This is a genomic window from Humidesulfovibrio sp. (assembly GCF_030689645.1).
Taxonomy (GTDB): domain Bacteria; phylum Desulfobacterota; class Desulfovibrionia; order Desulfovibrionales; family Desulfovibrionaceae; genus Humidesulfovibrio.
Genome location: NZ_JAUYFU010000077.1, coordinates 1 through 20,542, shown reverse-complemented (window position 1 = coordinate 20,542; position 20,542 = coordinate 1). Strand labels below are relative to the sequence as shown.

The window sequence follows — 20,542 nt, the reverse complement described above, 5'->3', positions numbered from 1 at the left end:
CATTAAACCGAAAAGCCCCCGCCAGGCGATCCTGACGGGGGCTTTCTTGCGCTTGGTGGCAGGCGCTACACGACCAGGCGTTCAGGGAACAGCTTCGTTCCGGCGGTGAGGAGTTCTTCCAGCTTTAAGCCCAGGGGCACGATGCGGCGCTCCACAAGGGCGACCTCATCGGCGGGGTCGAAGAGCGGGTAGTCGCTGCCGAAGAGCAGGCGGTCCGACGGATGCTTGGCGATCAACTGGCGCAGAGTGTCGTCGTCGATAAAGGACAGGGAGCTTGAAGTGTCGAAGTACACGTCGAGCCCTGCGAGATGTTCTATGGCGTATTGCCAGTGGCTGAACCCGCCCAAGTGCGCGGCGATGAGCCGGGGACCTGGAAAGGCGCGGCGGAGGTTGGCCATCTTCAGCGGGCAGGAGGGGTTCTTCTCCGGCGGCAAGGTGTCGCCCACGTGAATCATCAAGGTGAACTCGTCGCCGATGATCTCCATGAGCTTGTAAAATTTGGGATCATCCAGAAAGAACCCCTGGAAGTCCGGGTGAAACTTCAGGCCTTTGATGCCCGCCTTGCGGAGACGCCCCAACTCTTTTTCTGGTTCTTGGTGGTCCGGGTGCAGGGTGCCGAAGGCCGTGACGCGCTTCGACTGTCGTTCCATGTCAATTGCCCAGTTGTTTGCCGGGATCACCTGTGAGGGGTCGGTGGCGGCGGTGTGCACGACAACGCGGGCGATGCCGGCGCGGTCGGCGCGGGCAAGCAGATCATCCAGCACCCCTGTCCCCTGCGGGTGAATCCCGTAGTGCGAGTGCAGCTGATTGATGGCTTTTTCTGTAATTTTAGGATGGAAAACATGGGTATGCGTGTCTGTAAACACTGTTGAGCTCCCTACTTTGCGTCGGAGTGTTCACTTATACTTGCTCAGGAAGCGGGGCAAGAAAAATGAGGCGAGGGAGTGCTTACTGTTGATGGGTTGCGTCAGCTTCTCGTGTTGCGGGAATACTGTCGCAGACTTCCTTGAACCAGCCTGGGACGGCCACGGGCTTGCCCTGAGGATTCACCGTGGGGTGCTCGGTGGCGCCCTGGGCGGTTATCTTGGTTTTGTCCTCGTTCCAGAACTCATACACGATGAGCATGCTGGCGCGCCGCCATTCAGACACGCCGCAGTGAACATGCAGCAGGTCGTCGTAGCGGGCCGGGATGCGGTAGCGGCACCATGCCTCGCGCACGGGCAAGAGGATGCCGCGCTGCTCCACGAGGTTGTAGCCCATGCCGCGCTCACGCAGGAAGAGACTCCGGGCTCGTTCGAAGATGTGCAGGTACTCGGCGTAGTAAAGAACGCCCATGGCGTCTGTTTCGCCATAGGACACGCGGTGCGCGTACCAGGAGTCGGACGCTGGGAAGACTTTCGGAAAATCCATGCCGCCTGCCTAACGCGCCTGGTGAAGAACCCAGGACAAAAAGTCGTGGCCAGACTCCACAACCAGGCCGGTGCTGCGCGCCTGGGCCTCGGAAAAGGCTGAAAGCCCGCTTTGCTCGCCGCCCTCGCGCCAGAGCAGGAAGGGCACCGGGTCCGGGGTGTGGGTTTTTTCGGCAATGGGCGTAAAGTGGTCGCAGGTAACCACAAAGGCCACGTCCTGCCCGGCCAGCGCGGCCTTGAGCGGGGCCACGATGCGCGCGTCGAAGCGGCTGATGGCCTCGGCTTTTTCCGCCGCATCGCCAGCATGGCCGCATTCGTCCGGGCCTTCCAGGTGCACAAAGGCGAAGTCGCCGCGCTCCAGGTACTTCAGCGCCGCGTCAACCTTGCCCTGGTAGTTGGTATCGATGAGACCGGTTGCGCCGGGCACCTGGATGACCTCCATGCCCGCCGCGCGCCCCAGGCCGCGCACCAGGTCCACGGCGGAGATCACCGCGCCGGTGAGGCCGGAGGCTTCCTTGAACTTCGGCAATAGAAGCGGCCTGCCCTGGCCCCACGGCCAGATGGACTTGGCCTTGGTGTGCCCGGCGGTGCGCTCCAGGCGCTCCGCTGCAAGGAACAGCAGGTCCCACATGCGGGCCGAGCGCGAGAACTGGCGCATGTCCAGGTGCAGGGACTTGCCCGTGATGTCATGGGGCGGGCTGATGCGCAGGTCAGCCTCGTCCTCAACCGCTCCGCCCTTGTGCACCAGCAGGTGTCGGTACTGCACGCCGGGGATGAACTGGAATGTCTCGTCGCCAAGGCTGGCCTGCAGATCCTCCACCAGCGGCGTGGAGTCCTCGGTGGTGATGTGCCCGGAGGAGTAGTCGAGCATGGTGCCCTGGGGCGAAAGCTCGGTGAGGTTCACCAGATTCATGCGCCAGACCAGATCGTCGGCGCCGAGTTCAATTCCTTGAGCTGCGGCTTCGATGGGGCCACGCCCTGTGTGGTGCTTGGCCGGGTTGAAGCCCAGCAGCGACATGTTGGCCACGTCGGAGCCCGGGGGCATGCCTTCAGGCACTGTGCGGCACACGCCCACAGTTCCGGTGCGGGCCATCTCGTCCATGTGGGGAGTGACAGCGGCCTCCATGCAGGTCTTGCCGCCAGGATGCTCGTCGGCCCAGCCACCCATGCCGTCGGCGATGAGGAAAAGAAGCTTCATGTGCTTTCCGCCTACAGGATGGGGAAGTGTACGGTGGGCCGCAGGGTGAAGGGCATGGCGTCGATGATGCGGATCGTGTCGGCCACGGCGCTTGCGCGCGCGTTGTGCGTCAAGAAGACTATGGGCACGTCGCTGGCCTGGTGGTCGCCCTTCTGCACCGCCTGGGCGATGGAGATGTCGTGCTCTGCCATGGTCTTGGCGATGGACGCCAGGACGCCGGGGCGGTCGGTGACGGTGAAGCGGAAGTAGTGCATGGCCACGCCCTCGGAAGCGGGCAGGATCTCGGCCTGGGGCAGAGGCTTGTTGCCGAAGCCGGTGTTGTCGAAACTCGCGCACGGAGCGTTCAGGCCCCGGCACAGGGCCATGATGTCGGCCATGACCGCGCTGCCGGTTGGCAGCGCGCCTGCGCCCTGGCCGTGGAGCATGATGGGCCCCACCGCGTTGCCTTCCACGCGCACAGCGTTGTAGTTGCCGCCCACCCGCGCAAGCAGGAAGGTGTGCTTTACAAGAGTTGGCTCCACGCTGGCCTCGATCTTGCCGTCCACCTCGCGCGCCTGGGCCAGAAGCTTGATGCGGTAGCCGAACTCGCGGGCGAACTCGATATCCAGCCCGGTAACCTGGGTGATGCCGCGCACCGGAAGGCGGGAGAGCGGGAAGTCCCGGCCATAGGCCAGCCGAATAAGGACCACCAGTTTGTGTGCGGTGTCGAAACCCTCAATGTCGAAGGTGGGGTCGGCTTCGGCGTAGCCCAGGTCCTGAGCTTGCTTGAGGGCTGTGGCGAACTCCAGATGATTTGTGGTCATCTCGGAGAGGATATAGTTGGCAGTGCCGTTCATGATGCCTGTGAGCCGCTCGATGCGGTTGGCCCCCAGGCTTTCTCGCAGGGCCTGCACGATGGGCACGCCCCCGGCCACGCTGGCTTCATAGAAAAGGCCAAGCCCCTTGGACGCCGCAAGGGCCGAGAGTTCCGGCCCGTGCAGCGCCAGCAGGTGCTTGTTTGCCGTGACCACATGCTTGCCCGCCTGAAGCGCGCGGGTGATGAGGTCGCGGGCCAGATCAACGCCGCCCATGAGCTCCACCACAACGTCCACCTCGTTTGAGAGCAGGTCGTCGGGATTGTTGGTGAAGCGAACCTCGGGTCCGGTGGCCGCAGCGCGCTTTTTGGACAGATCACGCACGAGCACGGTGGTGATGGCGATGTCGCGCCCCGTGCGCGCGAGGATGATCTCGCGATTCTCGTGCAGAATCTGGGCGAGCCCTGAGCCGACCGTGCCGAATCCGGCGATTCCGAGGCGCAACGTGTTCATTGAGTCTCCTATTTGCCGAAGAACTTTTTCAGGTTGCGCGTGGCCTGATTGATGCGGTGGCGGTTTTCCACCAGGGCGAAACGCACATGGTCATCGCCGTAGTTGCCGAAGCCAAGGCCCGGCGAAACGGCTACTTCGGCCTCGCGCAGCAGCAGCTTTGAGAATTCAACGCTGCCCATGTGTTTGAATTCGTCAGGGATTTCCGCCCAGACGAACATTGTGGCCTTGGGCGGCTCCACCATCCAGCCTGCGCGGTGCAGACCTTCGATGAGGGCGTCGCGGCGGTCCTGGTGCACATCCATGATTTCGCGCACGCAATCCTGGGGGCCGTTCAACGCTGTGCACGCAGCGATCTGGATGGGCTGGAATATGCCGTAGTCCAGATAGCTCTTGATGCGGGTGAGGGCCTGGACCATGTCGCGGTTGCCCACGCAGAAGCCCACGCGCCAGCCAGCCATTGAATAGCTTTTGGTGAGGGAGAAGAACTCCACCGCCACGTCTTTGGCGCCCTTGGCCTGCATGAAGCTCGGGGCCACATAGCCGTCATAGGTGAAGTCCGCGTAGGCCAGGTCGTGGATGATGTACATCCCGTGCTCTTTGGCGAAGTCCACAAGCTTTTGAAAATAGGCCACATCCGCACAAATGGTTGTGGGGTTGTGGGGGTAGTTGATGACCAGCAGCTTGGGCTTTGGCCAAGTCTGCTTCACTGCGGTCTGCAAGTCCTCCAGAAAGTCGCGTCCCTTGCCCATGGGAATGCGGCGCACGTCGGCGCCGGCGATGATGGCGGCATAGGGATGGATGGGGTAGGCCGGATCAGGGGCGAAGACCACGTCGCCGGGGGAGAGCATGACCAGCGCAAGGTGCGCCAAGCCTTCCTTGGCTCCCATGGTGACCACCACCTCCTGGTCGTGATCAAGCTCGACACCGAAGCGGCGCAGGTACCAGTTGGCGATGGCGAGCCGGAGGCCCTTGATCCCCTTGGATGCGCTGTAGCGGTGGTTGGTAGACTTCTGGGAAGCCTCCATGAGCTTTTCAACAATATGTTGCGGGGTGGGCAGGTCGGGGTTGCCCATGCCGAGGTCGACGATGTCTGCGCCCTGGTGGCGCATCTTCATTTTGAGTTCGTTGACCTGAGCAAACACATACGGCGGCAGTCTATGGACTCTGGGAAATTGCTCCACGGTGCGCTCCTTAACTCCCCCATGAAAGGCCGGAGGTGATTATTCTGTAGTCCGGGACCATATATGCGGCGGGCGGTGTCTGTCAAAAGCAATGATGCCTGAATTCAACGGGTCGTGTTGCCAGTTCTCATGCTGGGTGGTAGGTTAAAAGCTACGTTTCGTTGTGAGGAGGTTTACGTGACTAAAAGCGAGTATGCGCGCATGCTTGAGGTTGCCATTGAAGAGGCGCGCCAGGGACTGGCCGAGGGCGGCGTACCTATCGGCGCGGCGTTGTTCGACTCCACTGGGAAGTTGCTGGGCCGGGGGCATAACCGGCGTGTACAGGATTCTGACCCGGCCATCCATGCGGAGACTGCGGCTTTTCGCGCGGCCGGAAGGCGTACAAGTTACCGTGACACAATCATGGTCACAACCTTGGCTCCGTGCTGGTATTGTTCCGGCCTGGTTCGTCAGTTCGGCATCGGCACCGTTGTGGTGGGCGAAAGCGAAACCTTTCAGGGGGGAGTTGCGTGGCTCCGGCGCAACGGAGTGAAGGTGGTGGATCTCAAGAGCGCGACCTGTCGTGATCTTTTGGGGGCATTCATCAAGGCCAAGCCCGAGGTGTGGAATGAGGATATAGGGGTTGATTAGATCTAGGTCGGCAACAAGGTGTCCCTTCGTCTCTTGTCCCGCTTAGTATCTTCGGATAATGTTGCGAGGCTCATCTACACGAATTGGTTGTTAGGAGGCTCGGTTGCGCGCAACTGCACTCGTGATGTTTCTGGCGGCGCTGCTGCTCGGCGTATTTTGCGCCGACGCTCCTCTCGCGCAACAATCGCCCAACAGTCTTGTGCCGCTCACGGCGGCGGAACGCCAGTGGCTTGACGACAACAGAAATTCCATCATCCTGACCTATGACGCAGCCTTTCCGCCTCTGGAGTATCAGGACCAGTCAGGCAATTACGCGGGCATGGGAGCGGACATGGTCGCCAAGGTCGAGGCTCTGCTCGGCGTGACCTTTCAAAAGGTTCCGACCCGCGACTGGAAGGCCTTTCTGGCTGACCTTGAAAGCGGCAAGGTCCACCTCAATGCGAGCATGGTCAAAACAAAAGAACGGGATGCCTACGCGATCTGCTCCTCGCCCTATGTCGACCTTCCTCTGGCCATAATCACCACCCCGAAGGGTTTTTCCGGCAACATCTCCTGGTCCGAACTGAAGGGGCGCAGGGTGGCCGTGGTTTCTGGCTATATGACTGAGGGTTATGTGCTTGAGCACTCCCAGGGCCAGTTCACCGTGGTGCCCGTAAACAATGTTCTGGAAGGCCTGCGCGGAGTCTCATTTGGCGTTGTTGACGCCTTTGTGGATAATCTTGCCACGTCCTCATACTTTATTGAACGCGATTCCCTGACAAATTTGCGTGTTGCCGGGACGCTGGACATCTCGTTTCCCATAAGCATCTGCGTGAGCCGCAAGTACCCGCTGCTTGCGAGCGCGGTGGAAAAAGCCTTGTCCTTGATACCGCCTGAAGAAATTGAGGCCTCGCACAAACGCTGGGTCCCCATTACCGGGGAGGGTTTGCTGAGCCAGGAGACCCTGCGGATGCTTAAGCTCGGGGGTGGTTTTGCCGCCACGCTGCTCATCTGTCTTGCTGGCGTCAGCTATCTCCTCAAGCGCCGCCTCAACGAAAAGGTCCGCAGCCTCCGAGTGGCGCAACAGGAACTCATGGAGCAGACGAAACGTCTGGCTCTGGCTACGGAGGCCACCAACGCAGGCATTTGGGACTACTACCCTGTTTCGGGGAAGACGTATTTCAGCGACCAGTGGTTCGGCATGTTGGGGCTTGCCCCAGGCGCTGTACCGGGAACTTTTGCCGGTTGGATGAGTCTTCTGCATCCCGATGATCGCGCGCGCGTTGGGCAAGCCTTGGTCGAGTATTCCAATGTCGGCGGTCAGGAGCTGTACGAGGCCGAGTACCGCATGAAAAGGGGCGATGGCTCTTGGTGTTGGGTTTTGGGGAAAGGCCGCGCCATAGCCTGGGACGAGCGGGGCAAGCCGACGCGCATCATCGGCCTGAACCTGGACATACAGGCAATGAAGACCGTTCAGGAGGAACTGGCCCGTAGCGAAGCTCTATCCAGGGCCGCCTTTGACCAGACATACCAGCTTTGCGCCTTGCTGGACACCAGCGGTCTTGTGATCAAGTTTAATAAGAGCGCTGCGGCTTTCACCGGAGTTTCAGCGCAGGACGCTGTCGGCCATCCTTTCTGGGAGTGCCCTTGCTGGCAGGACAGCAAGGCGGCGGAGGTAATGCTGCGCCAAGCCATAGCCTCGGTCCTGGCCGGTGGCCTGGAGCGTCACGAGGTTGTCAATCTTGACTCCAATGGCAATCTGGCCATCATTGATTTTTCCCTTTCACCGCTCATCGAAGCAGATGGCACCGTGAATTTCCTCATTGCAGAGGGGCGCGACATTACAGAAAGCAGACGTTTTGAAGCACAGTTGAAGGAAAACGTCGAAACACTTGAAAAGCTCTTCAACGATTCGCCTGATCCGGTGCTCCTCATTCACAATGCCCGCTTCATTGATTGCAATAAGGCGGCTGTGTCTATTCTCGGCTATGACAAAAAGGAAGAGTTACTTGATTCGCACCCTGGTGTTCTTTCCCCGGAACGGCAGGAGGACGATGAGCTTTCTATGACGAAGGCCGATCGGATGATGTCGATCGCCCTGGAGAAAGGGATTCATCGGTTTGAATGGATTCACATGAGGGCTGACGGTGGCCTGTTTCCTGTGGAAGTCACGCTCTCCCTCGTGCACATTCGGGGAAAGCAAGTCTTTTATACCAGTTGGCGCGACATAACGGAGCAGAGGGCGGTGCTCAAGGCGCTCCGGGCGAGCGAAGAAAAGTATCGGGCGATTTTCAGCAACTCTCCCGTTGGCATTTTTCGCTCCACCTTTGAGGGAGGGGTGCAGGAGGTAAATTCTGCTCTGGCGAAGATGCACGGCTTCAGCAGTCCAGCGGAAATGCTCTCCCGTATTCATGACCTCGCCTTCGAGGCGTATGTCGCTCCAGAGGAACGCCAGGAAATGCTGCGCGCTTTGCTGGCCTCTCCCAAGGGGCTGCGCATGGAAATTCGGCTCAAGCGCATTAATGGCGAGATCTTTCCAGCTATTATTAACGCCTCGCTTACATGCGACGTTGAAGCTACTCCTTGCTACATTGACGGCGTAATTGAGGACATCACGGAACGCAAGCGTTCCGACGAAGCTCTGCGCGCGAAAACGGCTTTGCTTGAAGCGCAGGTGAACGCTACCCTTGATGGCATTCTGGTGGTGGATGAACAACGTCGGCGGGTGCTGATGAATCGCCGGGTCGGTGAATTGTTCAATGTTCCAGAAGAGGTAATGAACAGTGACGATGACTCCGCGTTGCTCGGCTACGTGCTCGGCCTGACTCGCCACCCCGAGCGTTTTTTGTCGCAAGTCGAGCACCTGTATCGCAATCCGCTTGAGATAGGCCGCGACGAGATAGAGTTTAAAAGCGGCATGCAGATTGATCGCTATTCTGGGCCGGTGTTGGGCGCGGATGGGCAGCTCTATGGCCGGATATGGACCTTCCGCGACATAACCGACCGCAAGTCGCTGGAGTTGCGCCTCGCCAATCAGCTGGCCTTTCAGCAGGCGCTTCTGGACACCATCCCCTACTCGGTGTTTTACAAGGGGCCAGATTCCCGATTCGTCGGTTTTAACCGTGCGTATGAAGAGTGCTTCGGCGTGCGACGCGAGACTCTCATCGGCAAACGCGTGTTGGATCTGGAGTACCTACCGGAGCAAGACCGTCTAGCCTATCAGGCGGAGGACGAGGCGACCATCGCCAACGTGGGGCAGGTGCAAAGGGAAACGTCCATCCCCTTCGCCGACGGCGCCCTCCATCAAACTCTTTACTCGGTGACCGGGTTCCGGCTGCCGGACGGGAGTTCAGGCGGACTCATCGGCATCATTGTGGACATCACCGAACGCAAGCTGTCCGAAGAGCGTTTGCGTCAGAGCGAGGAGAAGTTTTCGCGTATTTTCGAGATGGCGCCGGAGAGCATTAACTTTGTGCGGCTCAGGGATCTTGTCGTCATTGACGCTAACGCAGCCTTTGAAACAATCACAGGACATATGCGTGAAGAGGCCATTGGACGCACCATGAACGACCTGGGGCTTTGGGGCGACTCCGTCATGCGCGAGGATTTTCTTCGTCAGCTTGGAGCAGACGGGAATGTCCACAATTTTGAGTTTATGCTTCGCCGCAAGGACGGCGAACTCCGCCGGGTGGTCAACTCTGCGCAGTTGGTGAGCATCGCGGGCGAAGAATGCTACATCAGCGTCATCCACGACATCACCGACGAACGCAGGATGCAGGAGGTCCTTATCCAGTCGGAGAAGATGATGTCTGTGGGCAGCCTGGCCGCAGGCATCGCCCACGAAATCAACAATCCTTTGGGTATTGTGCATCAGGCCGTGCAGAACCTTATCCAGCGCACCAACCCGGACCAGAAGAAGAACCTGGAAACCGCCGCCAGCATCGGGCTTGAGATGGGCCTGCTTCAGCAATATTTGAAAGCCCGAAAGCTTGATGTCTTTCTGCAGGACATCCAGGCGGCCGCCATGCGCGCTTCCGGCATCATCCGGAACATGCTGAACTTCAGCCGCCGCAGCGAGTCCAAACGCAATACTTGCGACTTGCACCAGATCATCGAGCAGTCGGTGTTCCTGGCATCGTCCGATTATGACCTTAAGAAATCATATGATTTCAAGAGAGTCGAGATCGTTTTGGATCTGGCCGAGAACCTTCCCGCTTGTAATTGCACAGAAACCGAGATTGAACAGGTTATTCTGAATCTCTTGCGTAACGCGGCCCAGGCCATGGCCACGGCCATCCCGCCGACTCCGAAGCCAAGGATCGAAATCCGGCTGCGGACGGTGGACGGCAACGTGCGCCTCGAAGTGTCGGATAACGGTCCAGGCATGGAGCCGGATACCATGCGCAAGGTCTTTGAGCCCTTCTTCACGACCAAACCGCCTGGGGTTGGCACCGGGTTGGGCTTGTCCGTGTCCTATTTCATCATCACCAAGGGGCACATGGGGCGCATGTGGGTCGCCTCCAGTCCGGGGAAGGGTGCGACTTTCTACATCGAACTCCCTGCAGAACTTCAGGAGGCTTCTAATGTCTGAGGCAGCAAAATCCATTCTCGTCATCGACGACGAGGAGCGGGTCCGCGAGTTGCTCCTTGAATATCTAAGTGAATTTGATGAGTTTGAGTTGCACGGATCGGGCAGCGGGGAGGAAGCCCTTGAGGTTATCAGGAGCAGGCCCATGTCTCTTTGCGTCGTTGATTTGCGCCTTCCCGGCATGGATGGCGCCTGCTTCATAGAGAAGGCCGCGGCGCTGGGGTTGTGCGCGCGGTTCATTGTGCACACGGGGTCTGTGGATTTTAGCCTGAGCCGCTCACTCCAGCAGCTTGGCATGATGCCGGAAGATGTTTTCTACAAGCCTGTGAACGCAGCGGATGTGGTTGCGCGCATCCGGCAGCGCCTGCAGATGGCAGAATAAGACCGCCTCCAACGCCGAGGGGTGCTGTTGTCGGTGCATGGCAGAGGCGTGTCCTCATAAATGAGGCGATGCCCTTTGCGACACCGGTCGAAGTCGCTTTGGTGCTCTACGCGTGTGTCTCCTGCAAAATCCTTCAAAACCTGGTTCGACGACACCTCAAGCATAGTTTTACAGCGCCTTCGCTGACGCTAAATTCGTTTCCCCCTCGAATGCATCTCGCGATCGAACCCCGGTCTTGTGAAGATGATGCCCACTTGATCTGGGAACAGGTGGACATTGAGGGCAGAGGGTGGACGGCATCAACGTTTGGGCGAAGAAGCATGGCAAGATTGATTTCTGATGAGACGTTGGACGTTGGGTTTTGCTGCCGCCGATGACCCAAGGCGTTTTCTTGCGTCATGGACAATTGAAAAGGGGCCACTGTTTCCAGTGACCCCTTGAGACTTTGTGGTCGGGCTGCGAGGAGCTGAGCCTTCGCACCCTGAGCCGCTTTATGAGAATGTTGGCGTGGGATGAATCCTTCAGCCCTTCATCTGTTTTTTGACCGATTTGATGAATTTGCCGAAGGCCTTGTCTTTCTTTCGTTTCTCCAGGTACGACATCTCGTAGAACTCTGACTCCTTCTTGAGTTTGACGTAGTTGGAGTACCGCTCCTCTGGCAATTCTCCCTTTTTGATTGCGGCTCTGACTGCACAGCCTGGTTCGTGTTCGTGGCTGCAATTTGCAAAGCGACATTGAGCCGAAAGCTCGACAAGCTGCTTGAATTCCACGTTGAGCCCATCGCTTGCACCCACAACGCCTAATTCCCGCATGCCGGGCGTATCAATAAGCATTGCACCGTTGGCAAGAACGATGAGTTGTCGGCGTGTGGTCGTATGAGTGCCTTCTCCTGTGTTGCTGACAGTTCTTGTCGCAAAGGCTTCTTGTCCTGCGAGACGGTTGACGAGGGTTGTTTTCCCTACGCCAGATGAACCAAGCAGGCAGTAGGTTTTGCCTGAAGAAAGCGTCTCTTGAACCTCATCAAACCCGCATCCAGTGATATTGCTGAGGGCAATGACTTCGCCCCTGGTTACAGTGTTGATTGCTTCTAGCTGTTGCCGCAATTCATCTTGCGTGATCAAATCGGTCTTCGTCAGTATCACAACCGGTTCGACATGTCCGTCAGCCGCGATTGTCAGATAACGCTCCAATCGACTCAGATTAAAGTCAAAGTGACAGGATTGAACGATGAATGCCGTATCTATGTTGGCTGCAATCATCTGATGATCGACTTTCTCTCCAGGTTTTTTGCGCCTCAAGAACGTCTTTCGCGGCAGCACCTTGTGGATGATCGCTGCGGTGTCATTGTTGTGACAGCTCGCTGTCACCCAGTCTCCAACGCATGGCAGGTCGACTGAGCTCTCAATTTGGAAGGCTAGCTTTCCTGCCAAATCAGCAGAAACTTCGCTCGTTCCAATCAGTATGCGGTACGAGCCGCGGTCTACTGTGGATATGCGGGCAAAAGCGCATTCTGCAAGTCCCAGCTCTGTGGCATGTGACTCAAACCATTGGTCGAAACCGAACTCCCTTAATTTCATGGCTGTACTCGTGTGAGGCGTCCTGCTTGCGCAGGCGCCCGTGTTTGGCTGTTGTGCATAAGGTGGCGCATCAAACGCCGCCTGCCGTAATGCGCTATGGTGCTCTGCGCCCTACAGGGTGAACGCCTCGTGTGCGATTATTTCGCCTAGCGGCGGCTTGCAGCCGAAGCATATCGCCAGAACATATTGATCTGGAACTCCGCTGTAGGTGAGGCCCTGCACGTTTCCAAATCCAAATCGAGCGTAGAAGCCTGGATTGCCCACCAGCACGACGCCGACGGCCCCAATGCTTCGTATTCGCTGAAGCGACTCGCGGACGAGGGCGGAGCCGATGCCCAGGTTCTGGTGGCGCGGTAGCACGCCGATAGGCCCAAGCAGAAACCATCCGCTGCGATCTGCGCCCACGACGGCGCGCGAGAGGGCGATATGGCCCACGGCTTCCCCTCCGACCTCCGCCAGCAGGGATAGGGTCAGTTCGTTGGCGACTCGCAGGTGTTCCACGACGAGATGTTCGGTGGGTTCGGCTCCGGGCGCATGGACTGGATGCCCCTTGAAGGCGGCGTAGTGTATTTGCGAAATGAGTCTCTTGTCATTGGGGCGTTCGTCTCTGATCAGCATTGCTGAACTCCTTGTGCGCGTTGGTGCTTCGTCGCCATGGGGTGAGACGAGCGTAAGCCCTGCCCATGCGACACGTATGGCCTGAGATGGCCTAGGGAAACACTAAGGAGGAGGTTGCCAGACAAAAACTATAGATGACCGGCCCGAGGATGTCGGGCTGGATGGGCATGGGCGGAAAATATCGCTCCGCAGCGATAGACGCCCCCTCTAAGTGAGGAGGCTCAGGCCTTGGAAGCGTTTACCGGCCGCAGCTTTCGCCAGCAACCAGCGCTACAAGGTCCATTGTTTTCGTTTTCAAAAAAAATCCCCTTCTGGAAAAGTCGTTTAGTAGAGTGTTTATATCCGCCGGACTGTGTACCGTCAATAATGCTGGGGCGGTTTTGGGTTTGCAACGATGGCAAGTGTCGGTTTTGTCGACACCAGCTCCAGCGCGATGCGAGCGGCGACCTCCGTGCGGGGACGTCCACCGCATTGAGAGCCTTCTGCTGTGTCGGCTTACTCCGATTGTTCTGCTACCAGCTCTTGGAAAAGTTGTTCGCAATGATCTTTGAGGGCTACGGCAAGGGTGTCGCTGAGCTTGATAAGCGAAAAGTCCACCGGGCCAGATACTGCGCAGTATACAAGGTAACATTCTTGGGCGGATACTGGCTTTATGCCAGTGAAGATTGCATGCATGCTCGCCATAACGAGGTCAAGGTTCGGAGGAATGGGGCGCCATGCCGGAATGAGAATGACGATGGTCTGAATTCCCTTTGCTTTTAGCATGAAAACACGCTTTTGCAGTCGTAGTGATATGTCCTGCCCCAGTTGTGTCATCGTGATAAAGGCGCTGCCGTCGTTAAGCTCTTCCTTTGAAGTGAATGCAGAATGCATTGCCAGGGGAGCTTCCTGCTCACCAGAGATGCTGCAATTCAGTCCACTTTGAGCAAGCAATGGAGCCATGACTGCATGGTGCCGTTCTGGAATGTATAGTATCGGATTTTGAGGCGTGGCAGTAAGACGAATGACAAGCAGTAGGCTCTCGCGATCGACGCTTGCAGTTGTCATGCCCCGGAAATCAACGATGGGCGTCTGTGATAGAAGAATCGCAACGGGCATGAAGCCAAGCTTAGTCCCGGCCTTTTGTGATCCGGTATGGGTGGTGACCATGCCAGCATGGCAGAGGTCCACATCCATGCTGCTGGCCGCAATGAATCTGTCCACTTCATTAAGCAGATGGATGATCGCCCGGGACTGACGAAAGGCTCGCTTGATCATCAGAGAACACAAATAGGCGCATCGAGGAGTATGCTGCGAGAGAACGAAGGACGAATTGCCGATGATGACGCCGTCTGCTTCCACGACGATGGAGAGTATTCCTCTCTCTTCAATTACCTGTCGAAGCTTGGGTTCATGGTAGAAGTGTTCGGCTGGATAGCTGTAGCGATATGTGTCGTAGGTGAGATCCACAAGCTCAGCCGCGTCATTGGGAGTGGCAACGCGTGTCGTAAAAGACATTTTCCGATCAGGTTTTGCGTCCTGGGTCTTGTCTGCATGCTTATGTTTAAAGGATGTACGCGCCAGTCGTTTTTGAATGACAGCTTGCCACCCGGCCCAGCCGAGATTTTTGAATGTGAGGTCGTCCACAACGCTTCGAGCCAGAAAATACCACAATCCATCAATCTCTGATTCAGAGGGATTTTGCGGATTGTAGAGAGGGATTCTGCTCAGGTGCACGGGGGGGCCTGCGTTAGCAATGGTGATTTGGGTCAGGCCCTTTGGCAGAAGCACATACTCGATGCGGATCTGCTCCCAAGTCTCAGCTTCAGGGTATGCGTTGATCAAGAAGCTCAGCGTTTCCTCTATGGCCAAACTAAGGGCGTCTGATTCGTTTTGGTCGCATCCAGCCAGCACAGAGTTCCCGCCCATCCAGACCAAAACAATGTCCATGAACCGTACATCGTATGGGATGTCCATGCTTACAGAAAACAGTGGAGTTGTGTCCTCCGTCGTATTTGTTGCCTCCATCTCGACTACTCCCGCAGTTTGTTTTCACCAACGCTGCGTGGCCTCGGTGAGTCTTGACGAATAGCCTAGAAATGGCCTTAGCATCAAGGACGTTATGTGAGGCCATGATCTGGTGACCATGCATTAATAGGCATTATGCAGATGATCTTTGATTTGGTGCCGTTGCCTAGCCCCTTGCGCGACTAAATTTTAAGTCGCAGGGCATTTATCGGGCGGGAGTAATACGAGGCCTGAAAAGTAGACTGAGCAAATGCAAGAATGGGTCTGCTAACTTGCTCAGTTAACAGACCCATTCTAGTGGGGAAAAGTGGTCGGGATGAGAGGAGTTGAACCTCCGGCCCCCTGAACCCCATTCAGTTCTAGCGCCCTTCACGCACTTTCACTGAATGCCACAAACACGTTGACAGTATAGAATCTGATCGCTAGTGTACTTCACAAGGGGTCACGGAAAAACGCTCAATTTCACCGAAAAATCCGGCACAAATCCGGCACAAACTTTCCTGGGGGCGCGCAATGGCCGAAAAATGGGTCCGCGTTGAGAAGGGTATCCGCTACAGGGAACACCCCACGCGCAAGCATGGCGTCACCCCAGACAGGTATTTTGTGCTGCGCTACACGGTAGACGGGAAAGAGCGGCAGGAGCCTTTGGGCTGGGCATCCGAGGGCTGGACGCTGGACAAAGCCCGTATTGAGCTTTCCAGGCTGCGTGAAGCCAAGCGCACGGGGGCAGGAGAGCGCACCTTGTCTGAGCGCCGGGCCAAGCATGAAGCCGAGCGTCAGGCGAAAGAAGCCGCCAAGTTGGAAGCCGAGCGGGCAGCCATGACCGTGGGGCAGTTCTGGCATGAACGCTACTGGCCCGCTCAGGACTACAAGGCCAAGGGCAGCCGCGTAACGGAGCAAGGGCTTTGGCGCTTGTGGATTGCCCCGGCCATGCAGGACAAGCCTCTGGCGCAGTTGAGCGCCTTTGACGTTGAGCGCGTGAAGTCCGCCATGCTCAAGGCTGGCCGGGCCGCTGCCTCCGTTAAGTATGCGCTGGCCGTGGTGGGGCAAATCTGGACCCTGGCCGTACGTGACGGCTTCGCATCCGGCCCGTGCCCGGCCAAGCTGGTGACGCTGCCCAAGAAAGACAACCGCCGCCAACGCTACCTGTCTGCCGAGGAATCGCACCTGCTGTTGGCGGAACTCAAGAAACGCACCCCCACTTCTCACGATATGGCCCTGTGCGCCCTGGACATGGGGCTGCGCTTCGGAGAAATCGCCGGGCTCACGTGGCAGGATGTTGACCTTGAGCGCAAGCAAGTGCTTATCCGCGACCCCAAGGCCCGGACCAACCGCGTGGCCTTCCTAACGGCCCGCACCCTGCGCATGTTGAAAAAGCGCAAGGCAGAGGCTACAGGACAGTTTGTGTTCCCTGGCCGTGGTGGCGTTCTCATGGACCGCATTTCCCACGTGTTTCGGTATGTGGCGGATGAGCTTTTCAACGTGGGCGTGGAAGACCCCAGGCAGCGCGTGTGCTTCCATACGCTGCGCCACACCTTCGCAAGCTGGCTGGTGGAGGCGGGAACAAGCCTGTACGCCGTGAAGGAACTCATGGGCCATGCAGACTTTGACATGACGCAACGCTACTCGCACCTTTCGCCTGAAGGTCTGCGGGCGGCAATCGGAGTGCTTGAGCAACACGCCAAGCCTGTGGAGCCCGCCAAGGTGGTGCATCTGCGGGGAGCGGAATAGACGCAACACTCTGGCCGCAGTAGGCCGGGGCAGCCAACTTTCCAGGGCCTAGGGACGGCCTAATTACCCGCCCCGAAAATCCGCTACCCTGGCGGCCTGGCCCTGGACTCCACCAGGGACAAGCAAAGGGGGCTTGTAATGCAAACCGTGGATTCCCTTGAGCGAGATTATGTTTCTGCGCTTACCAACATATTTGAGCGCATCCCCCAGGCTGAATACTCCCGCCCCGTACAGCTTGGCGAAGAATACACTCTGACCGAAGAGAAGAGGCTGGTATTCAGACCCCTCATTCTTGTTGAAAAAAGGGCCGTATCTTATCGCGACACACTGCGATGCCTTGACCCAAAAACCATAACAGAGGCGGGCGTTAAAGATTTATCGCTTCGCAGAATTGAAAACATTTTCAAGGTTGAGGCCAATCGCAACACGAACCAAGACTTGCTTGCTGGTGTTGATTTGGAAATCAGCCCCGACCTCAAGGCGCTTGAGGCTTACAGGTACCGAGTGGGCGGGCTTGATATCCGCCATGTGCCGCTTACGCCTAGCCAAGACTGGCTTGGGAACCCAGACCCCCTGCTGAATCAAAGGCAGATAGACCGCCCCATTTCTGTCTTTGCTCTGCTTTCCAGGTGGTCGGGCGCTTCCGGCGAGAGCATGGGCGCACTCTCTGAAAGGCTTGTGCGATTCCTCAAACATGGCGCTCTGCATCTCTTTGAGCCCCGGCAAGCGGGGCCACGCATTCTGTACACCCCTTCAACAAAAGACGCGGCGGCAATCGAGATTGATTGTGCGGCGGCTTCGCTTAACGGATGGACGGAAGGAAGCCAGGTCGCCAACGATCTGTCCCGCCTTTTTGCGGACATGGCCGAAGTGGAGGCCCTAGAGGCTCAATACGATTCCTTGAAGCCTATCGCTTCCGACAACAGCGGCCAGGAATCCGAACAGGTTGTGCCGCTGGCTAGGGGTGAAGCCAAGACCGAGGCGAAACCCGCCGAGGTTAGGCAAAAGCGCCTTCGGGTGACACAGAAAGTGGCAGCGGTACTTTGTGACGTGACCGAAAGGCAAGTAGGCAAGTGGGACAAAGGTGTACAAAGACCGGAGAGGTACCCAGGCCGCCATGACTTAGCTGTGCTGACTGCATGGGCTGAAACCTACAAACAGGGGAAACTTGTAGCCAGTGCGGCCAGAGCTGCGAACCATCCAAGTACGGCGGAAGGCTGGATGCTTGAAAATCTATCTGACGATGGTAGCGGCGACCCTGCGGCAGTGTTGGAGGAACACGAACAAAACCAGAACCGCAAAAGAAAGTTGTAATTATTTTTTCTCGTTAGATTTGTGGCCCTTGGGGTTGCTTGGGCCTTTGCGCTTTGTCTCAAGTTCCGGAACTATTTCAGAACATCCGGCGGATTGGTAGGGACAACGGGATTTCCCCCGTGAGCCCAAACCAACGGATGTGAAAGAATGATTACGCCAGACTCTTACACCGAACTCGAAAGAACCCTACCTCCCATTCTCTCCCGAACCGAAGTCCCGAAACTCACAGGCGGCCTGATTTCCGCCGGACGCCTCGCCAATCTGGACTGCCTGGGCCAAGGCCCGCGCCGCATTACCTTGGGCCGCAAGGTGGGCTACACCCGCGCCGATTTCATAGCGTGGATGCGCTCACGTGGCGGGCAGTCCGAGGCGGAAGGGTAGCGCCATGCAGAAAACAGAAAACCCCGGATTTGTGGTCCGGGGCTCTGTGCTGGTGCTGAAAGTCTGCGTTGCTTGTGAGACTTTCTTACACCGGGCGGGCCTCGCCGTCAAACTGTGGACCCTGCGCTGGCTGCGTACCTTCACCTCTGAAATGGGCATGGCCTGTAGTCGCTGGACGGACAGGCTCACCATTGCCATTGAAGGGGGGAGCCGATGACAGACGCAGCGAATGCTTTCCGCGCCCGGCTGGAAGAGGCCGGGCTTGTACCTGGGGAGATCATCGCAGACGGCCAGCTTCACCGCTGCGCCACGGTGGAAAAGCCCCGGTCCGTGAACGCCGCCTATATCGCGCACTTGGACGAACCGCCTTCCCTCTGGTGGCTGGATTGGGCCACGGGTCAGGGGGGCACCTGGACCGCCAAGGAAGAACGCGCCCTGAGCCCAGCCGAGCGCCAGGCGCTACAGGCCCGTATCGAGGCGGACCGCCGCGCCCGGCAAGAGGAAGAGGCCAAGCGCCATGCAGAGGCCGCAGACAAGGCCCGGCGCATCCTGGCCGCTGCCACGGATTGCAAGGCGCACCCCTACCTTGAGCGCAAGGGCGTAAAGCCCTGCCCCGGCCTCGAGATCGGCATTGACGGGCGGCTAGTGGTGCCTGTGTTGGGAGAGGACGGCAAGCCTGTGTCGCTACAATTCATCGCAGAGGACGGCGGCAAGCTGTTCCTGTCTGGCGGGCGCACCAAGGGCGGATACTTTGCTATCAAGGGGGCCGCTGGCCCGCTCTACATTGCCGAGGGCTTGGCAACGGGCCTGAGCATCCACGAAGCCACGGGGCAAACGGTCCTCTGCGCCTTCAACGCCGGGAACCTTGAAACCGTGGCGGCCCATGCTCGGCAGAAGTACCCGGACCGGGAGCTGGTGCTTTGCGCGGATGACGACAGGTTAACCAAAGCTAACCCTGGCGTAAGCAAGGCGACTGCGGCGGCCCTGGCCGTGGGCGCATCCTTGGCCGTGCCGAGCTTCAAGGAACCTGCCGGGCGTACTGACTTCAACGATCTGCATCAAGCCGAGGGCCTGGACATGGTGCGGGCGCAACTGGCCGGAGCATCCAAGCCCGTGGCCGTGGCAGAGGCCCCCATAGAGCCTGTGAGCTTCGATGCGCTGAATATGCCGGACGTGGACCCGGCCTTGCTGCCCCCGATCTTGGGGGAGTTCTGCGGGGCTGTTGCCGAGGGCCTGCAAGTGCCCTTTGAGTTGGTGCTCATCAATGCCCTTTCCTGCGTGGCCGTGGCCGGGCAACGCAAGTTCAAGGTCCAGGTGCGCCCGGACTACACGGAGCCCGTCAACATCTATGCCCTGGCGGCCTTGCCCCCTGGCGAACGCAAGAGCGCCACGGCAGAAGCCTGCAAGCGCCCGCTCATTGATTGGGAAACTGAGGCTCAGGAAGAGGCGCGGGAGAGCATCCGCAACACCCTGAGCGAACGCAAGACGCTGGAAAAGGCCATTGAAGCCAAGCGGGCAAAAGCGGGCAACGCCAAGACGGCAGAGGATCGCCGCGCCCTCATTGACGAGATCAAGGCGCTTGAAGCGGAACTGCCCGAAGTGCCCGCCGCCCCTCGGCTACTGATTGATGACGTGACGCCGGAAGCAATCCCGGCATTCATGGAACGCCAGCAAGAACGGGCCGGAATCATAGAGGCAGAGGGCGGCCTGTTTGACATTCTGGCGGGGCGCTATTCCAAGGGGGTGCCGAACCTGGACGCCGTGCTGAAACTCTGGTCCGGGGAAGCCGTTCACGTTGACCGCCGGAGCGGGCAAAACATTGTGCTCCATGACCCGGCCTTGACCATCTGCCTCTCCCCTCAGCCGGACATTGTGCGGGGCCTGGCGGACAAGCCGGGCTTCCGGGGCCGTGGCCTCTTGGGGCGCTTCCTGTTCCTGTTGCCCAAAAGCCGCGTTGGCAGCCGGGAGGTGGAGCCAAGGGCCATTCCCCAGGCCGTGCAAGCCCGATATGCGGCCAAGGTGCGCGGCCTTCTGGCCCTGCCGTGGGCGCTGGGCTCTGACGGCAAGCCCGTGCCCTACCTTTTGCAGATTGCGCCGGATGCGTACCGGGAATGGGCGGACTTCCACCGCGACGTTGAAGCGGAGCTGCGCCCCGGTGGAGAGCTTGAGCTGATAGCCGATTGGGGCGGCAAGTTGCACGGGGCCGCTGCCCGGCTGGCTGGGCTTCTGCATCTGGTGGA

Annotated in this window: 16 protein-coding genes; 8 read left to right on the top strand and 8 right to left on the bottom strand. The window is 58.6% G+C overall.

All coding sequences use genetic code 11. The features are described from left to right. Window positions 1-65 precede the first annotated feature (65 nt). From Q8O35_RS10585 to Q8O35_RS10565, 5 genes are all read right to left on the bottom strand, one after another. The gene (locus tag Q8O35_RS10585) at window positions 66-866 is read right to left on the bottom strand and encodes an amidohydrolase family protein (protein WP_305573046.1); all 801 of its coding nucleotides are present in this window, start codon (window positions 864-866) and stop codon (window positions 66-68) included. 82 nt (window positions 867-948) lie between these two features. Next, complete coding sequence (locus Q8O35_RS10580) at window positions 949-1,410, bottom strand: thioesterase family protein (protein ID WP_305573044.1); 462 nt, start codon at window positions 1,408-1,410, stop codon at window positions 949-951. 9 nt (window positions 1,411-1,419) lie between these two features. Then, entirely contained in the window at window positions 1,420-2,607 is a 1,188-nt protein-coding gene (locus Q8O35_RS10575; RefSeq protein WP_305573042.1) for a cofactor-independent phosphoglycerate mutase, read from the bottom strand. An 11-nt stretch (window positions 2,608-2,618) separates the two neighbouring features. After that, window positions 2,619-3,914 carry a homoserine dehydrogenase gene (locus Q8O35_RS10570; RefSeq protein ID WP_305573040.1) on the bottom strand — a complete coding sequence of 432 codons (1,296 nt, stop codon included), beginning with the start codon at window positions 3,912-3,914 and terminating at the stop codon, window positions 2,619-2,621. 8 nt (window positions 3,915-3,922) lie between these two features. Next, window positions 3,923-5,095: an aminotransferase class I/II-fold pyridoxal phosphate-dependent enzyme gene (locus tag Q8O35_RS10565; protein ID WP_305573038.1), complete on the bottom strand. Its 1,173-nt coding sequence runs from the start codon at window positions 5,093-5,095 to the stop codon at window positions 3,923-3,925. A gap of 177 nt (window positions 5,096-5,272) precedes the next feature. On the opposite strand from Q8O35_RS10565, the gene Q8O35_RS10560 reads away from it, so the two are divergent. The 3 genes from Q8O35_RS10560 (at window position 5,273) to Q8O35_RS10550 (ending at window position 10,674) form a co-directional block, all read left to right on the top strand. Further along, window positions 5,273-5,725, top strand: a complete 453-nt coding sequence (locus Q8O35_RS10560) for a nucleoside deaminase (protein ID WP_305573036.1) — start codon at window positions 5,273-5,275, stop codon at window positions 5,723-5,725. A 124-nt stretch (window positions 5,726-5,849) separates the two neighbouring features. Then, complete coding sequence (locus Q8O35_RS10555; protein WP_305573196.1) at window positions 5,850-10,295, top strand: PAS domain S-box protein; 4,446 nt, start codon at window positions 5,850-5,852, stop codon at window positions 10,293-10,295. Then, window positions 10,288-10,674 (top strand): response regulator, encoded by a 387-nt coding sequence (locus tag Q8O35_RS10550; protein WP_305573034.1) that lies wholly within the window; start codon window positions 10,288-10,290, stop codon window positions 10,672-10,674. The genes Q8O35_RS10555 and Q8O35_RS10550 overlap by 8 nt, the downstream gene beginning before the upstream one ends. A gap of 521 nt (window positions 10,675-11,195) precedes the next feature. On the opposite strand, the gene rsgA is transcribed toward Q8O35_RS10550, so the two are convergent. The 3 genes from rsgA to Q8O35_RS10535 all read right to left on the bottom strand — a co-directional run bounded on the left by rsgA (window position 11,196) and on the right by Q8O35_RS10535 (window position 14,798). Continuing rightward, on the bottom strand, window positions 11,196-12,251 hold the full coding sequence (gene rsgA, locus Q8O35_RS10545) for a ribosome small subunit-dependent GTPase A (RefSeq protein ID WP_305573032.1): 1,056 nt from the start codon (window positions 12,249-12,251) through the stop codon (window positions 11,196-11,198). A gap of 111 nt (window positions 12,252-12,362) precedes the next feature. Beyond that, on the bottom strand, window positions 12,363-12,869 hold the full coding sequence (locus Q8O35_RS10540; protein ID WP_305573030.1) for a GNAT family N-acetyltransferase: 507 nt from the start codon (window positions 12,867-12,869) through the stop codon (window positions 12,363-12,365). Between the two features lie 495 nt (window positions 12,870-13,364). After that, a complete protein-coding gene (locus Q8O35_RS10535; protein ID WP_305573028.1) occupies window positions 13,365-14,798 on the bottom strand; it encodes a hypothetical protein in 1,434 nt (477 codons plus the stop codon). A 591-nt stretch (window positions 14,799-15,389) separates the two neighbouring features. Between Q8O35_RS10535 and Q8O35_RS10530 the strand changes: the two genes are divergently transcribed. The 5 genes from Q8O35_RS10530 to Q8O35_RS10510 form a co-directional block, all read left to right on the top strand. After that, the gene (locus Q8O35_RS10530) at window positions 15,390-16,607 is read left to right on the top strand and encodes a site-specific integrase (protein WP_305573026.1); all 1,218 of its coding nucleotides are present in this window, start codon (window positions 15,390-15,392) and stop codon (window positions 16,605-16,607) included. A 138-nt stretch (window positions 16,608-16,745) separates the two neighbouring features. Beyond that, window positions 16,746-17,921, top strand: coding sequence for a hypothetical protein (locus Q8O35_RS10525; protein WP_305573024.1), 1,176 nt, complete (start codon window positions 16,746-16,748; stop codon window positions 17,919-17,921). 147 nt (window positions 17,922-18,068) lie between these two features. After that, the gene (locus Q8O35_RS10520) at window positions 18,069-18,302 is read left to right on the top strand and encodes a hypothetical protein (RefSeq protein WP_305573022.1); all 234 of its coding nucleotides are present in this window, start codon (window positions 18,069-18,071) and stop codon (window positions 18,300-18,302) included. A 4-nt stretch (window positions 18,303-18,306) separates the two neighbouring features. Continuing rightward, window positions 18,307-18,519: a hypothetical protein gene (locus tag Q8O35_RS10515; RefSeq protein WP_305573019.1), complete on the top strand. Its 213-nt coding sequence runs from the start codon at window positions 18,307-18,309 to the stop codon at window positions 18,517-18,519. Continuing rightward, window positions 18,516-20,542: DUF3987 domain-containing protein (locus tag Q8O35_RS10510; RefSeq protein ID WP_305573017.1), on the top strand; the 2,027-nt coding region annotated here is incomplete at its 3' end. The genes Q8O35_RS10515 and Q8O35_RS10510, both read left to right, overlap by 4 nt.

Coding starts and splice junctions, on each gene's coding strand:
- Q8O35_RS10580 (WP_305573044.1), bottom strand. CDS start 1,410: ATGGATTTTCCGAAAGTCTTCCCAGCGTCCGACTCCTGGTACGCGCAC.
- Q8O35_RS10575 (WP_305573042.1), bottom strand. CDS start 2,607: ATGAAGCTTCTTTTCCTCATCGCCGACGGCATGGGTGGCTGGGCCGAC.
- Q8O35_RS10570 (WP_305573040.1), bottom strand. CDS start 3,914: ATGAACACGTTGCGCCTCGGAATCGCCGGATTCGGCACGGTCGGCTCA.
- Q8O35_RS10555 (WP_305573196.1), top strand. CDS start 5,850: ATGTTTCTGGCGGCGCTGCTGCTCGGCGTATTTTGCGCCGACGCTCCT.
- Q8O35_RS10550 (WP_305573034.1), top strand. CDS start 10,288: ATGTCTGAGGCAGCAAAATCCATTCTCGTCATCGACGACGAGGAGCGG.
- rsgA (WP_305573032.1), bottom strand. CDS start 12,251: ATGAAATTAAGGGAGTTCGGTTTCGACCAATGGTTTGAGTCACATGCC.
- Q8O35_RS10540 (WP_305573030.1), bottom strand. CDS start 12,869: ATGCTGATCAGAGACGAACGCCCCAATGACAAGAGACTCATTTCGCAA.
- Q8O35_RS10535 (WP_305573028.1), bottom strand. CDS start 14,798: ATGGACATTGTTTTGGTCTGGATGGGCGGGAACTCTGTGCTGGCTGGA.
- Q8O35_RS10530 (WP_305573026.1), top strand. CDS start 15,390: ATGGCCGAAAAATGGGTCCGCGTTGAGAAGGGTATCCGCTACAGGGAA.
- Q8O35_RS10525 (WP_305573024.1), top strand. CDS start 16,746: ATGCAAACCGTGGATTCCCTTGAGCGAGATTATGTTTCTGCGCTTACC.
- Q8O35_RS10520 (WP_305573022.1), top strand. CDS start 18,069: ATGATTACGCCAGACTCTTACACCGAACTCGAAAGAACCCTACCTCCC.
- Q8O35_RS10515 (WP_305573019.1), top strand. CDS start 18,307: ATGCAGAAAACAGAAAACCCCGGATTTGTGGTCCGGGGCTCTGTGCTG.